This is a genomic window from Actinacidiphila yeochonensis CN732 (assembly GCF_000745345.1).
Lineage (GTDB): Bacteria > Actinomycetota > Actinomycetes > Streptomycetales > Streptomycetaceae > Actinacidiphila > Actinacidiphila yeochonensis.
On the sequence record NZ_JQNR01000005.1, the window covers coordinates 3,755,509 to 3,770,882 of the forward strand.

General features: G+C 74.1%; 8 protein-coding genes and 1 pseudogene. 6 read left to right on the plus strand and 3 right to left on the minus strand.

Annotated features, from left to right (window positions below; translation table 11 throughout):
- Positions 1–53 precede the first annotated feature (53 nt).
- Entirely contained in the window at positions 54–1,289 is a 1,236-nt protein-coding gene (locus BS72_RS27240) for an acyltransferase family protein (RefSeq protein ID WP_063836147.1), read from the plus strand.
- Positions 1,290–1,543: 254 nt separating this feature from the next.
- Here the strand turns inward: BS72_RS27240 and BS72_RS27245 are convergent, their stop codons facing one another.
- A complete protein-coding gene (locus tag BS72_RS27245) occupies positions 1,544–2,389 on the minus strand; it encodes a siderophore-interacting protein (protein WP_037914396.1) in 846 nt (281 codons plus the stop codon).
- Between the two features lie 205 nt (positions 2,390–2,594).
- Between BS72_RS27245 and BS72_RS27250 the strand changes: the two genes are divergently transcribed.
- The 4 genes from BS72_RS27250 to BS72_RS27265 all read left to right on the plus strand — a co-directional run bounded on the left by BS72_RS27250 (position 2,595) and on the right by BS72_RS27265 (position 11,360).
- Complete coding sequence (locus tag BS72_RS27250) at positions 2,595–3,875, plus strand: MFS transporter (RefSeq protein ID WP_037914397.1); 1,281 nt, start codon at positions 2,595–2,597, stop codon at positions 3,873–3,875.
- 300 nt (positions 3,876–4,175) lie between these two features.
- The gene (locus BS72_RS27255; RefSeq protein WP_078901670.1) at positions 4,176–5,891 is read left to right on the plus strand and encodes a cellulase family glycosylhydrolase; all 1,716 of its coding nucleotides are present in this window, start codon (positions 4,176–4,178) and stop codon (positions 5,889–5,891) included.
- A gap of 550 nt (positions 5,892–6,441) precedes the next feature.
- A complete protein-coding gene (locus BS72_RS39330; protein WP_265736813.1) occupies positions 6,442–10,692 on the plus strand; it encodes a carboxypeptidase regulatory-like domain-containing protein in 4,251 nt (1,416 codons plus the stop codon).
- Between the two features lie 224 nt (positions 10,693–10,916).
- Positions 10,917–11,360 (plus strand): cytidine deaminase family protein, encoded by a 444-nt coding sequence (locus BS72_RS27265; RefSeq protein ID WP_198545961.1) that lies wholly within the window; start codon positions 10,917–10,919, stop codon positions 11,358–11,360.
- Between the two features lie 36 nt (positions 11,361–11,396).
- On the opposite strand, the gene BS72_RS27270 is transcribed toward BS72_RS27265, so the two are convergent.
- Positions 11,397–12,056, minus strand: a complete 660-nt coding sequence (locus BS72_RS27270; RefSeq protein WP_037914402.1) for an alpha-ketoglutarate-dependent dioxygenase AlkB family protein — start codon at positions 12,054–12,056, stop codon at positions 11,397–11,399.
- A 203-nt stretch (positions 12,057–12,259) separates the two neighbouring features.
- Positions 12,260–12,940 (minus strand): annotated as a pseudogene (locus BS72_RS27275) (FadR/GntR family transcriptional regulator); the annotation flags it as partial.
- 472 nt (positions 12,941–13,412) lie between these two features.
- Here BS72_RS27275 and BS72_RS27280 point away from each other — a divergent pair.
- The gene (locus BS72_RS27280) at positions 13,413–15,164 is read left to right on the plus strand and encodes a 2-isopropylmalate synthase (RefSeq protein ID WP_037914403.1); all 1,752 of its coding nucleotides are present in this window, start codon (positions 13,413–13,415) and stop codon (positions 15,162–15,164) included.
- The last annotated feature ends 210 nt before the right edge of the window (positions 15,165–15,374 follow it).

Here is a 15,374-nt window from a genome sequence, read left to right on the forward strand (position 1 = left end):
CGCGCCTCAGAGCGGACGCCGACCCCCCCGGGCCGGCGGGATTCCCCTGCGCGGTGCGGAAGTCCGGCAAACGGGTCGACGGCATCGACGGGCTGCGCACCTTCGCCGTCATGCTGGTGATCATCTACCACTTCCGGCCCGACCTCCTGCCCGGGGGCTCCATCGGGGTCGACATCTTCTACACCATCAGCGGCTTCGTGATCACCCGGCTGCTCATCGCCGAGTACGCGAGAACCGGCGGCATCAGCCTGCGGCAGTTCTACCGACGCCGCTGGCTGCGGCTGGTACCCGCGCTGCTGGTGGTCTGCGCGCTCACCGCGGGCCTCACGTTCGCACCGGTGCCGGGGTTCCGGCACGGCTGGTCCGCCGCGCTGCTGGCCGCCGGCTCGCTGGTGAACATCGTGCGGGCCGCCCAGTCCGGCGCCTACTCCGCGGTGACGGCGCCGCTCGGCCACACCTGGTCGCTCGGTGTGGAGGAGCAGTTCTACCTGCTGTGGCCGCCGGTGCTGGTCGCCCTGCTGCACCGGTTCAGCAGCCGCACGGTGCTGCTGAGCGCCGGCGCGCTGGCGGCGATCCCGGTCTTCTGGCGCTTCCACCTGTGGTCCGACACCGCCGCCCACCGCATCTACAACGGCCCCGACACCCGCGCCGACCAGCTGCTGGCCGGTGCCGTGCTGGCCATCCTGCTGGCCCGGCTGCACACCGCCAGCCCCTGGCGGGACCGGCTGCGGACCTGGTCCACACGGCTGTGGGCGCCGGCCGTGGTGCTGCTGGGGCTCATCGTCTGGCAGGTGCCGATCACCGGGCGGAGCGCCTGGGAGGAGCCGGTCTACACCATCGGCTTCCTCGTCATCGCGCTGCTCACGGTGGTGCTGCTGGCCTGCGTCGAGCTGCGGCCGGACGCAGCCCTCAACCGGCTGCTGTCGCTGACGCCGCTGGTCTGGGTGGGCCGCAACCTCAGCTACGGCCTCTACCTGTGGCACTACCCGCTGATGCACCTGCTGTCCGGCCTGGGCGTGGGCAGGATGCTCTTCCCGTCGACGATGCTGGCCACGTTCATCCTGGCGACGGCGTCGTACTACCTGGTCGAGGAGCCGTGCCGACGGCTGAAGAGCCGCCGCCGGGCGCCGCGTCCGGCGGCCCTGCCGGAGCCTGCGGCCGGTGCGGGCGCGCTGCCCGCCGCCGGCCTGGCGGCGGGCACCACCGCCGCCGCGGTGCCGGCCCAGGCGCTCGCCTCCCAGGACGGCCCCGCCGGGTCGGCCTGGGAGAAGCCGCGCGAGCTGCCATAGCGGCACGCGCCGCACCCGACGGCCAGGCGGCCGCCCCGCCGTCGGGTCGCGTGAAGGGCCGGGCGGGACCGGCCGGGCGCCGCGTCCGCCGGCGCCCGGACGTCGGGGCGAGGCGTACGCCGCGGACGCGGCCGCCGCCCTCCCGCCGGCGTTCCTCGACGGCACCGCACCGCAACCGCCGGGAGCGCGGCCGGCCCCGGTCCCGTACGCGGCGTGTACGGGACCGGGGCCGGGGCTGCCTTCGGCGGCGGGGGTCAGGCGGCGGGGGTGCCGCCCTCCTGCTCGCGCTCCACCTCGGCGTTCCACTCCCGCTTCGAGGACTGCCAGCCGTCCTCGTCCCGGCCCAGCCGCCAGTAGCCGGAGATCGACAGGTCCTCGCGGGGCACCCCGCGCTCCATTCGGAACTGGCGGCGCAGCTCCCGTACGAAGGTCGCCTCGCCGTGCACGAAGGCGTGCACCCGGCCCGGCGGGAACTCCAGCGCGGCCACGGCCTCCACCAGTGCGGCCCCCACCGCCCGGTCGCCGCGGTGCAGCCACACGACCTCGGTGCCGGCCGGGCCGGACAGCTTCTGCTCCTCCTCCGGCCCCGGGACCTCGACCAGCACCACCGCGCGGGCCCCGGCGGGCAGCCGCTCCACCGAGGCCGCGATGGCCGGCAGGGCGCTCTCGTCGCCGGCCAGCAGATGCCAGTCCGCCGCCGGGTCCGGCAGGTAGCCGCCGCCGGGCCCCATGAAGTGCAGCACCTCGCCCGGCTGCGCGCCGGCGGCCCACGGGCCGGCCAGCCCCTCGTCGCCGTGCACCACGAAGTCGAGGGCCAGCTCCCGGGTGCCGGGGTCCCAGGAGCGCACCGTGTACGTCCGGGTGCGCGGCCACCGCTCACGCGGCAGCTCCGCCCGCAGCGCCTCCAGGTCCAGCGGGTCGGGCAGCCGTTCGCCCGGAGCGGGGAAGAGCAGCTTCACGTAGTGGTCGCTGAACCCGCCCGCCTCCAGCGGCGGTTCCGGGTCCACGGTGAGCACCACCCGGACCATGTGCGGGGTCAGCCGCTCGGTGCGTGCCACCGTGGCCCGCTTCGGGGCCCTGCGCCGCGGTTGCTCCGCCATCGTTACCCGCTTCCTCGCGCCTCCCGGGCGCGCGATCCGCCTCGGCCGTGCGTCAACTTAGGCAAGCCTAACCCGAAGGGGTGCGGCGGTGCCCTCCGGTCCGTGCCTCGGCTACCGCGGAGGAAGGGCGGCGGCCCGGCCCGGCGTCGTCCAGGTCCGGGTACAGGCGTCGACACGGCGGCGGCCCGGTGCCAGTATCAGTGGGATGCCCGATGATCCCGGCCGCGGTCCCTCGTTGTGGCGCCATGGTGACTTCCTGCTCCTGTGGGGCGGTCAGACCGTCAGCGAGACGGGGTCGCAGGTCACCGTCCTCGCTCTGCCGCTGGCCGCCGTCGTGCTGCTGGGGGCCTCCGCGTTCCAGGTCGGCCTGCTCTCGGCCGCGCAGACCGGCGCGTACCTCCTGGTGGCGCTGCCGGCCGGGGCGGTGGTGGACCGGCTCGCCAAGCGCCGCCTGATGATCGCCTGCGACCTCACGCTGCTCCTGGTGATCGGCTCGGTGCCGCTGGCCCGCGCCGCGGGGGCGCTGACGCTCGCCCAGCTCTACGCCGTCGCGGCGGTCTCCAGCGTCCTCTCCGTGTTCTTCTCGGTGGCCTACCAGAGCTACCTGCCCGTGCTGCTCGACCGCGGCCGGCTCATGGACGGCAACGGCAAGCTGGCCGTGTCCCAGTCGGCGGCGCAGATCGCCGGGCCGAGCCTGGGCGCCGGGCTGGTGGCGCTGGTCGGCGCCGCGGGGGCGATGGGTGCCGACGCCCTCTCCTTCGCGGTGTCGGCGGGCTCGCTGGCGGCGATCCGCAGCCGCGAGCCGCGCCCGGCTCCGACCGGGGGGCGCGCACGGCCCAGGCTGTGGCCGCAGATCCGCGAGGGGCTCGCCCACCTCACGGGCGATCCCATCCTGCGCGCGGCGGCCGCCTTCAGCGGCACGGCCAACTTCTTCGTGATCATGGTGGAGACGCTCGGCCCGGTGTTCCTGGTCCGCACGCTGCACCTGCGGCCCGGCCTCGTCGGTCTGCTGCTGGCGCTGGGGGCGGTCGGCGGTGTGGCCGGCGGGGTGGCCGCGCGCCATCTCGCCCGGACGGTCGGATCGGCGCGGATCAGCTGGATCTCGATGACGGTGCTGTCGCTGCCCGGCCTGCTGATCCCGATGGCCGGGCCCGGCTGGTGGGCGCTGCTGTTCGGCCTCGGCTGGATCTCCTGGACCTTCGCCTCCACCGTCGCCGGCGTCTCGCTGACCAGTTACCGCCAGGCCGCCTGCCCGCCGGAGCTGCTGGGCCGGGTCAGCGCCGCCGCACGCTGGATCAACTGGGGCACGCTGCCGCTGGGCGGCCTGGCGGGCGGCGCGCTCGCCTCGGCCTGCGGCGTCCGGGAGGCCCTGTGGATCGCCGTCACGGGCGGCTGCTGCGCGGGGCTGTGGCTGCTCTTCTCACCGTTGCGCGGCATGCGCGACATCCCCCTCGGACAGCCCGAACCGGCCGCCGGAGCGGCGTGACGTCCCTGCGGGCCGCCCGGCGGGCGGGGACCGGCGCGGCGGCTTCAGGACCTGAAGCCGGTCCGACCCCTTGACGCCCCGGCACCGGCGTCGCTTACATGCAGGGAGCGGCACCATGGGAGCGCTCCCACTCCCGGCTGCCGCGAGTTCCGCCATGCCACGACAACACGCGTTCCGCCCCCCACCGAGAGGAATCGCACCGTGGTCTCCCTTCCGGGCCTCCGGAGCCCCCTGAGCAATCCACCGGCACGACCCCGCAGGCTGCGGGCCCTGGTAGCCGCAGGCGCGGCCGCCGCCCTGATGGGACTGCTCGCGCTCGTGGGCCAGCCGGCCGCCACCGCGGCTTCCCTCGCCGCCGCGCCCGCGGCGCCCGCCGCGACGGCCGCGGCCGGCACGGGCTACTGGCACACCAGCGGGCGGCAGATCCTGGACTCGGCCAACCAGCCCGTACGTATCGCGGGCGTGAACTGGTTCGGCTTCGAGACGTCCAACGACGTGGTCCATGGCCTCTGGTCGCGCGACTACAAGGACATGATGAACCAGATGAAGTCGCTGGGCTACAACACCATCCGGCTGCCGTACAGCGATGACATCTTCAAGCCGGGCACGATGCCCAACAGCATCAACTTCTACAACATGAACACCGACCTCCAGGGCCTGACGTCCCTTCAGGTGATGGACAAGATCGTGGACTACGCAGGGCAGATCGGGCTGAAGATCATCCTGGACCGGCACCGTCCGGACGCCGGCGGCCAGTCCGCCCTGTGGTACACGAGCTCGGTCCCCGAGTCGACGTGGATCACCAACCTCAAGGCGCTGGCCACCCGTTACCAGGGCAACCCGACGGTGGTCGGCATCGACCTCCACAACGAGCCGCACGACCCGGCCTGCTGGGGCTGCGGCGACACGACGATCGACTGGCGGCTGGCCGCCGAGCGGGGCGGCAACGCCGTCCTCGGCGTCAACCCGAACCTGCTGATCTTCGTGGAGGGCGTCCAGACCTTCAACGGCACCTCCGGCTGGTGGGGCGGCAACCTGATGGGCGCCGGCCAGTACCCGGTGGAGCTCAACGTGGCCAACCGGGTGGTGTACTCGGCCCACGACTACGCCACCAGCGTCTCCCAGCAGAGCTGGTTCACCGACCCGACCTTCCCGGCCAACATGCCCGGCGTGTGGGACAAGTACTGGGGCTACCTCTTCAAGCAGAACATCGCCCCGGTGTGGGTCGGCGAGTTCGGCACCACGCTCCAGTCGACCACCGACCAGCAGTGGCTGAAGGCGCTGGTGGACTACATGCGGCCGACGGCCACGTACGGCGGTGACAGCCTCAGCTGGACGTTCTGGTCCTGGAACCCCGACTCCGGCGACACCGGCGGCATCCTCAAGGACGACTGGCAGACGGTGGACACCGTCAAGGACGGGTACCTCGCGAGCATCAAGGCGCCCGGATTCGGCGGCACCGGCGGCACGTCGGGCGGTACGTCGGCGGGTACGACCGCGGGTACGTCGGCGGGCACGACGTCCGGCACCTCGGCGGGTACCACCACCGGTACGTCGGCGGGCACGACATCCGGTACCACCGCGGGCACTTCGAGCGGCACCACGTCCGGCACGTCGGCGGGTACCACGTCCGGCACGTCGGCGGGTACCACCACCGGTACGTCGGCGGGCACGTCGAGCGGGAGCAGCGGCGGCAGCACCGGGGGGACGGGGAGCGGCGGCTGCACCGCGACCCTGCACGTGGACAACCAGTGGGACAGCGGCTTCACCGCCACGGTCACCGTCACGGCCGGCGGTTCTGCCGTCAACGGGTGGACGGTGGCGTGGACCTGGCCGGGCTCCCAGCAGGAGACCAGCGGCTGGAGCGCGACCATCACGCAGACCGGCGCATCCGTGAAGGCCGTCAATCTCTCCTACAACGGCGCGCTGGCCGCGCAGGGCTCGACCACCTTCGGGCTCCAGGGCACCGGCACGGGAACGCTCACCGCGCCCGCGCTCACCTGCACGGCCTCCTGACCGGCAGCGGCGTGCCGCCGCATCCGTGACCGGCACGCCGTCTCGGCCCGTCCGGCGACCTGGCCGCGACGGGCCGGCCGAACCGCCGCTGGACCTGGGACGAGTGAACGGGCCGGCGCCCTCCGCATCGGGGCGCCGGCCCGAACGCGTTCCCGGGGAGGTGCCTCCCGGCGGGTGCGCGCCGGCGGGTGTGCCCGGCAGGGCCTGTCGGCGGCGGTGTGCGGCGTGCGGTGCGCGGCGCGTCGCGGGCGGAGGCCGGAGGCCGTGGGTGCCGGGCGTCGGGCCGAAGGGTGTGATGACGTTGTGTCAGTAATGTAAAGGCGGATAAACCTGCGACTCTACTCGGCGGGTGTCATCGCGTGATGTCGGTGGTGTGAATCGTGGCTGGCGGGAACGTGCCGGACCCGTGGGGCGCACTTCTTGGCAGGTATCCGTCAATCAGTAAAGGATTCGCAAGGGCCTGGTGATGCGTAGTTATACGCAAGCGGCCCATCGGGTCGTGGCCGGCCACCCCGGCATCCACGCAGGTAACGCTCCGAGGAGACCCCCCTTGCGTACAACCTCGCTCAGACGCGGCGCGGTCGCCGCCGTCGCGGCGGCGGCGCTCGCCGCCATCGGACTACAAGTGCCCATGGCGGTCACCGCCGCGGCCGCCACGGCGGGCGCGCCGGCGACGAGCCGTCAGGCGCAGCCGGCCCACCAGGCCGCGGACGCCGACCAGGCCGAACAGAAGCAGCAGAAGCAGCAGGACCAGCAGGCGGCGCAGGGCAAGGACGGCGCCGCCGCCGGCGACGTGGAGCGCGCGTGCCCCGCCGCGAAGCCCGGAGAGTTCACCTGCTTCGCTCTGCGGCGCACTGACATCGTTGCCAAGAAGGGGGTCCAGCCGGCCGCCGCCACCCCGGACGGATACGGCCCCGCGGATCTGCGCAGCGCCTACAGCCTGCCCGCCGACGGCGGAGCCGGTGCCACCGTCGCGATCGTCGACGCCTTCGACGACCCCACCGCCGAGGCCGACCTGGCCGTCTACCGGCAGCAGTTCGGGCTGCCCGCGTGCTCCTCGGACGACGGCTGCTTCACGAAGGTGAGCCAGCGAGGCGGAACCGACGACCTGCCCTCCCCCGACCCCGACTGGTCCGGGGAGATCTCCCTCGACCTCGACATGGTCTCGGCCGTCGCACCCCAGGCGCACATCCTGCTCGTGGAGGCGGACGCCGCCGACTCCACGGACCTCGGCGCGTCGGTGGACGAGGCGGTGGCACTGGGCGCCGGCTACGTCTCCAACTCCTACGGCTCCTACTACGACTCCACGGCCGGCAGCGGAGAGGACCCCTCCGAGACGACCGCGCTGGACCCGTACTACAACCACCCCGGCGTCGCGGTGATCGCCTCCAGCGGTGACGACGACTACGGCGTCTCCTACCCGGCGGCCTCGCCGTACGTCACCTCCGTCGGCGGCACCGCGCTGAGCCGCGACACCGGCAGCAGCCGCGGCTGGAGCGAGTCGGTGTGGAACAACTCCTTCGGCGGACCGGGCTCGGGCTGCTCGCTGTACGAGCCCAGGCCGTCCTTCCAGGGCGGCACCGCCACCTCCTGCGACAAGCGCGCGGAAACCGACGTGTCCGCGGTCGCCGACCCCGCCACCGGCGTGTCGGTGTACCAGACGTACGGCGGTGGCGGCTGGTCGGTGTACGGCGGCACCAGCGCCTCGTCCCCGATCATCGCCGGGGTCTACGCCGACGCGGGCACCCCGAGCGCCGGCACGTACCCCAACTCCTACCTGTACGACAACCCGAGCGCCCTCAACGACGTGACCACCGGCAAGAACGGCACCTGCACCCCCTCCGTGCTGTGCACCGCCGGGACCGGCTGGGACGGGCCGACCGGCCTGGGCACCCCCAACGGCCTGGCCGACTTCCGCAGCGGCCCGCACGGTGAGATCACCGGCACCGTCACCGACCACGCCACCGGCGCCCCCGTCGCCGGCGCCAGCGTCACCGCGGGCGGCAACACCGCCACCACCGGCGCCGACGGCACGTACACCCTCACCATCCCGCCGGGCACCTACACCGTGACCGCGTCCGCCTACGGCTACTCCAGCGGCACCGCCAGCGGAGTCGACCTGGTCGACGGCGCCACCGTCACCGAGGCGTTCGCCCTGGACGCGGTGGCCCGGCAGACCGTCAGCGGCAAGGTCACCGACGGCTCCGGCCAGGGCTGGCCGCTCTACGCGAAGATCACCGCCGACGGCGTGCCCGGCGGCCCGGTCTTCACCGACCCGGCCACCGGAGACTTCTCCCTGAGCCTGCCGGAGGACACCTCCTACACCCTGCACGTCACGGCCGCCTACCCCGGCTACCGGACGGTGGACGAGAAGGTCGACCTCGGTACCACCGCGAAGACCGTCGACATCCCGGTGAAGGTCGACCCGACCACCGACGAGGCGGCCGGCTACACCGTCGACCTCGTCGGCAAGACCGAGGCGTTCGACTCGACCACCGCCGCCCCCGACGGATGGACGGTCGACACGACCGCCGACAGCGCCACCGGCTGGTCCTTCTCGGACCCCGGCCAGCGCGGCAACCTGACCGGTGGCAAGGGCGGCTTCGCCGTCGTCGACAGCGACCACTTCGGCAGCGGCAGCCATGAGGACACCAGCCTGGTCTCCCCGCCGCTGGACCTCACCGGCGAAACCGGCCCGGTGATCGACTTCGACACCGACTACCGCGGGTACGGCCTGTCCAGCGCCGACGTGGACGTATCCACCGACGACGGCGCCACCTGGACGACGCTGTGGACGAAGTCCACCGCGTCCTTCACCGGCCACGTCGAGCTGCCGCTCACCGACTACGCGGGCAGCACCGTCCGGGTGCGCTTCCACTACACCGGCACCTGGGCGTACTGGTGGGAGCTGGACAACGTCTTCACGGGCAACCGCGCCTACGACCCGGTGACCGGCGGCCTCGTCGTCGGCACCGTCACCGACGCCAACACCAAGGCCGGCGTCAACGGCGCCACCGTCACCAGCCCCACCCCGGGCGACCTGCACACCACCACCATCGCCACCCCGGACGACCCGGGGCTCGGTGACGGCTTCTACTGGTCGTTCGCCGGCACCACCGGCGCCGTCCCCGTGACCGCGGCGGCCTCCCACTACACCGCCGTCACCGGTTCGGCCAAGGTCGTGGCGGGCGGCGCCGTCCAGCGCAACCTGAAGCTGACGGCCGGCCGGCTCACCGTCACCCCGGGCGCCGTCGACAAGACCGTGGCCTGGGGCAAGAGCGCCACGCAGAAGCTGACGGTGAAGAACACCGGCACCGAGCCGGCCACCCTCACCGTCGGCGAGACCCCGGGCGGCGCCGTACCGGCCGGCGCGGGTGCCCCGCTGGCCCTGATCAAGGGCGACTACAGCAAGCTGTCACTGGCCGAGTCCGCCACCTCCAGCACCACCGCGGCCGTCTCGGCGGCCCAACCCGCGGCCGGGAGCGCCTGGCAGTCGCTGCCGGACCTTCCGGTGGCCACCGGAAGCAACGCCGTCGACAGCTACGAGGGCACGGTCTACTCCTCCTTCGGCTACAACGGCCTGGTGGACACCAGCGACCTGTACGCGTGGAGCGCCGACACCGGAGCCTGGGCCAAGCTCGCCTCCGCCGCCGACGTCCGCGAGAGCCCGGTCCACGGCGTCATCGACGGCAAGCTCTACATATCCGGCGGCTGGGGCCCGGACGGCGCACCGGACGCCAAGACCGAGGTGTACGACATCGCCGCCGGCACCTGGTCCACCGCCGCCCCCCTGCCCCACCCCTTCGCCGGCGCCGGCAGCGCGGTCATCGACGGCAAGCTCTACTCCGTCGGCGGCTGCACCGACGAAAGCTGCGGCGTCAAGAACGTCTCCGTCTACGACTCCGCCACCGACACCTGGTCCGCCGCCGCCTCCTACCCGGAGCCGGTGTCCTGGAACAGCTGCGGGGCCGTCGCCGGCAAGCTCTACTGCTCCGGCGGCACCACCGACGAAGGCTCCACCAGCCACGCCTACGTCTACGACCCGTCCACCGACGCCTGGTCGCCGATCGCCGACCAGCCCACCGACGCCTGGGGCGCCTACTCCGCCGCGGCCAACGGCCTGCTGCTGGTCCAGGGCGGCATCGTCGACAACGGCGAGGCGCTGACCAACCAGACCTGGGCGTACAACCCCGACTCGGGCTCCTGGAGCGCCCTGCCCAACGCCAACGCCTCGCTCTACCGCGGCGGCGGCGCCCCCGGCTTCTTCGCGGTGGGCGGCCAGCAGGGCTACACGCCCGTCAAGACCGCCGAGGTCCTCGCCGGGTACGACCAGACCGCCGGCGGCGACGTCACCTGGCTGTCGGAGACACCGGACACCGTGACCCTGGCGCCGGGCGCCAGCACCACCGTGACCGTCGCCCTGGACGCCTCCGTCCCCGAGGTCACCCAGCCCGGCACCTACACCGCCAAGCTGTCGTTCAGCAGCGACACCCCCTACCGGCTCACCCCGGTGGACGTCTCGCTGACCGTCAACCCGCCCGCCACCTGGGGCAAGATCACCGGCACGGTGACCGGCCCGGACAGCGCCGGGCTGGCCGGGGCGACCGTCCAGATCGACACCTGGGCGACCCACTACACCCTCAAGACCGCGAAGGACGGCACGTACCAGCTCTGGCTCGACGTGCGGAACAACCCGCTCCAGCTCATCGTCGCCAAGGACGGCTACCAGCCGACCGTGGCCACCGTGAAGATCGTGAAGGGGGCGACCACGACGAAGGACTTCACCCTGGCCAAGGACTGACCCCGGCCGGCCGGACGGACCCCGCACCGGGGCCCGTCCGGCCGGCACCCCGCAACCCTTCAAGTCTCTTCAGCCCTTCGGACCCTTCCATCCTCCGACTCCTCAGACCGGCCGCGAGAAGGCGGGCCTCGGAACCGACCGGAGGACGGGGCGGACCGGTGAGGTACGGGACGGCCCGGCAATCCCGTGGCCTTCCGAACAGGCGGGTTGGTAGCTTCCGCCAAGTGACCACGATGAGCACCAAGAACGATCACCGTACGACCACCATGACGAACGATGAGCTGATCGCCGCCGCCCAGGCCGTGCTGAACCCGCACAGGGTGGGTGACCGGCTGTTCGGCGACGTGGGGTCCGCACTGGTCACCGATGCCGGTGGTCTGTACTCGGGCGTCTGTATCGACACCGGGTCGGGCACCGGGTTCTGCGCGGAGCACGCCGCCGTCGCCGCCATGGTGACCGCCCGCGAGTACCGGATCGCGAAGGTGGTCGCCGTGTGGCGCAACGACGAGGGCGTCCTGCACGTCCTCCCGCCGTGCGGCCGGTGCCGGGAGTTCATGCGCCAGATCGACCCGGCGAACCTCGACAGCGAAGTGGTTCTGGGCCGCCGCAGAACGGCGAGCCTTCGCGACCTGCTGCCCGCCAGCGACTGGCCCGATCCGCTGGACTGACTCGTGGTTCGTGTCGACGGGCCCGCGGAGAGGGACTCAGCCCGGCAGACCCGTGGTGCGGAGGGTCAGGTTGAGGCGGCCCGAGGCCAGGCCGGTGGAGGGGTCGCCGGTGCCGGGGAGCGTCCTGGGGACGCCGTGGAAGGCGAACCGGGAGGGGCCGCCGAAGACGAACAGGTCGCCCGACCCCAACTCGACGTCGGTGTACGGGCGGGTGCGGGTCTCGGTGTTGCCGAAGCGGAAGACGCAGCTGGCGCCGATGCTCAGGCTCACCACGGGTGCGGAGGAGCGCTCGTCCTTGTCCTGGTGCATGCCCATCGACGCCGCGCCGTCGTAGAAGTTGACCAGGGCCGTGTCGGGTGCGTACGCCGAGCTCGCCGCCGTGTCCTGGTAGGCGTCGGCCACCGCACGGCGGCCCAAGTCGGCCAGCCAGTCGGGGAAGGCGGCCACCCGGGCCCCGTTGACGTCCGGCGCGGTCCGCGAGTACGCGTACGGCCGCCAGTGCCAGCCCACGCAGACCGTCTGGACCGACATCACCCCGCCGCGCGGCAGCCGGGTGTGCCGCATCGGCACCGGGCCGCGCGCCCACTCCCGGCAGGCCGCGACCAGCTCGCGCCGGGCGGCCGGGTCCAGCCAGTCCGGAACGTGCACGGCGCCGGGCGCAACCTCCCGCCGCTCCCGCGGCAGCAGGCCGGTCACGCCCCGGCCTCCTGCCCCTCCGCCTCCCCGGCCTCCGGCGCCGCGGCGCCGTCCGTGTCCGCGGCGCCCTGCGGCGCGCGGGTGCCGCGTGCGGCCGGAGCCGCCACGGTGGCGTGCCGCGCGGGCAGGTCCGGGTTCGGCGTGGCGGACCCGGCGGGGGCGCCGGCCCGTTCGCCCGGTTGTTCCGGCGCCGCGGTCAGGGCGCGCAACTGCTCGCGGGTGGCTTCCAGTTCGACGGAGAGCACCCGGGCGGCGGTGTCCGGATCGCCCGCCACGACCGCCTCCACCAGCGCCGCGTGCGCCTCGGCTCCGTGCTCCACGTCGTGCTCGGCCACGTCCAGCAGGTCCAGCAGCGCCGTCAGGTTCTCCCGCAGCACCGGCGTGAACTCGGCGAAGAGGTCGGTGAGCACCGGGTTGCCGGCGGCGGCCACCACGGCCGCGTGCACGGCGATGTCGGCCTCGACGAACGCCGGGCCGCCGGAGCCGGCCGCCGCCGTCCTGGCGGCCAGCGCCTGGCGCAGTGCCGCCGCGTCCGCGGGGGTGCGCCGCTGCGCGGCCAGCCGGGCGGCCTGCACCTCCAGCATCGTCCGCACCTCGTAGACGTCGAGGAGCGCGGCACCGCGCAACTTCGCCGGCCAGTCCTCGACCGGACGGGTGGCGATGACGAACACGCCCGCGCCCTGCCGGGTGCGCACCAGGCCCGCACCGGCCAGTGCCCGCAGCGCCTCGCGGACCGTGGAGCGGCCCACGCCCAGCTCGGCCGCGAGCGAGGTCTCGCCCGGCAGCCGGCTGCCCACCGGCCAGTGGCCGTCGGCGATCTGCTCCCGCATCCGGAGAGCGGCCTGCTCCACCAAGGGGCTCGGCCGCAGCGAGTCGAGCGGCATGTCCGGTTCACCTCTCAGCTTGTCTGAGGAGTTGTTCTGTGGCTAGCCTACCCGCCATGACGCAGCGGGGCCTCCTTCTCGGCCGCCGCGGCGGGGCCTGACCGCGACCGGCACCCCGCCGCGGGGTTCGGTGCTGCCGGTCGGCCGGCGACCTGGGACGGACCGCGAGCGCGTCCGCCGCGCCGGGCGCCGGAGCCCCATCGCAGACGTAAGGCCCAACACGCATGCCCAGCAGGCACAGCACAGCCCGAGCCGTCCCCGAACCGGCCGTCGGCACCGAACCGGCCCCCGCCCCTGAACCGCCCATCGCCACCGAACCGGTCGCCGGCACCGGCGATCCCGGTGGCGCCCTCCCGGCCTCGGCCCCGCCCCCCAGCCCGCGACCACGGCTCCCGAGCCCGCGGCCGTCCGCCCGCCGCAGGGACCCGTACCCGGCGGTGCCCCCGCCTGGAACCCGCAGCGCGGCGGCGCCATGCCCTCCCACCGCTACCTGCCCGCCCACCGCCGCGTCGGACTGCCCGCCGCGCCGGTCCGCCAGTGGCCCGGCCGCCGCATCGAACAGGCGCCGCTGTGGGTCCCCGTCGACCTGCGCGACGGCAACCAGGCGCTCGCCGAGCCGATGGACCCCGACCGCAAGCAGCTGATGTTCGACCTCCAGGTGGCCATGGGCTTCAAGGAGATCGAGGTCGGCTACCCCTCGGCGAGCCGCACCGACTTCGACTTCGTCCGCCGCCTGGCCGTCCCGGGAGCCCTGCCGGAGGACGTCACCCCGGTCGTCTTCACAGCCGCCCGGGCCGACCTCGTCGAGCGGACCTTCGCCGCCCTGGCGGGCGTGCCCCGCGCGGTGGTCCACCTGTACACGGCGACGGCGCCGCTGTGGCGGCGGCTCGTCCTGGGCCGGGACCGCGCCGAGGTGCGCGCGCTGGTCGAGGACGCCGCCCGTCTCATGGCCCGGCTGGCCGGGGACCGTCCCGGCCTGCGGTTCCAGTTCTCCCCGGAGGTCTTCAACCTCACCGAGCCCGACTTCGTCCTGGAGGTCTGCAACGGCCTGACCGCGTTGTGGGACGCCGACCCGGCCCGGCCGGTGGTGCACAACCTGCCCGCCACCGTGGAGATCGCCACCCCGGACGTCTACGCCGACCAGATCGAGTACGCCCACCGGCACCTGGACCGCCGTGACGCCGTGGTGCTCTCCGTCCACCCGCACAACGACCGCGGCACCGGCGTCGCCTGCGCCGAACTCGCGCTGCTCGCGGGGGCGCAGCGGGTGGAGGGCTGCCTCTTCGGCAACGGCGAACGGACCGGCAACGTCGACCTCGTCACCCTCGCGCTGAACCTGCACACCCAGGGCGTCGACCCGATGCTGGACCTGTCCGACCTCGACGGCATCCGCGCCGTCGTGGAGTACTGCAACCGCCTGCCGGTGCCCGGGCGCCACCCCTACGCCGGGGACCTGGTGCACACCGCCTACTCCGGCACGCACCAGGACGCCATCAAGAAGGGCCTGGAGGCACACGCCCGGCGCGCCGCCGAGGCCGGACTGCCGCCCGGCCGCATCCCCTGGGAGGTGCCCTACCTGCCGATCGACCCGGCCGACATCGGGCGCGACTACGAGGCCGTCATCCGCGTCAACAGCCAGTCGGGCAAGGGCGGCATCGCCTACCTGCTGCTCGACCGGCACGGGCTGGACCTGCCACGCGGACTGCGGGCCGACTTCTCGCTGGTGGTCCAGGACGCCGCCGACGGCAGCGGGCGCGAGGTCATCGCGGAGCAGCTGGGCGCGCTGTTCGAGCGGGAGTACCTGGCCCCGGCCGACGCGGCGCCGCCGGCCCTGACCGAGTGGACGGCCACCGAGACCGCCCCGGGACGGTACGAGTTCCGCGGCGTCCTGCGGCATGAGGACGGCCCGGCGCGGGAGGTGCGCGGCAGCGGCGGAACGCCGTTGGCCGCCGTGGCGGCGGCGCTCGCGGCAACGGAGGAGACGGCGGACGGGGCGGCGGACGGCGCGGCGCACGGAGCCGGCATCAGCGTCGACCAGTGCGCCGGGCACGGGATCGAGCCGCGGCCGGGCGGCGAGCGGGAGCACGCCGCCTACGTGCGGATCGTGTCCGGCGGGCGCGGCGTGTGGGGCGCCGGGCGGGCCGGGACACCGGCGGGGGCGGCGGTGCGGGCGGTCCTCGCGGCGGTGAACCGGGCGGGCGCGGTCGTGCCGGCGGCCGGGTGAGGACCGGTCCGGCGCGCTGACGGCCAGACCCTCGGGACCTGACCGCGGCCCCGTACGCACCGCACCTGGGGGCAGGTGCCTCGCCCCCAGGTGCGGTACCGCCGGGTCGGCCGGGGGAGCCGGCTGCCGGTGCGCGTCCCACCGGAAGGCGAGGGCGCCTGCCCGCGCTTCGGATCAGCGGGTGGTGGCTCGGGCTTTCGGGTGGTGGCT

Bases quoted from the DNA above. Each gene is read 5' to 3' on its own strand.
- BS72_RS27245 (WP_037914396.1), bottom strand. From the start codon at position 2,389: ATGGCGGAGCAACCGCGGCGCAGGGCCCCGAAGCGGGCCACGGTGGCA.
- BS72_RS27250 (WP_037914397.1), top strand. From the start codon at position 2,595: ATGCCCGATGATCCCGGCCGCGGTCCCTCGTTGTGGCGCCATGGTGAC.
- BS72_RS27255 (WP_078901670.1), top strand. From the start codon at position 4,176: ATGGGACTGCTCGCGCTCGTGGGCCAGCCGGCCGCCACCGCGGCTTCC.
- BS72_RS27280 (WP_037914403.1), top strand. From the start codon at position 13,413: ATGCCCTCCCACCGCTACCTGCCCGCCCACCGCCGCGTCGGACTGCCC.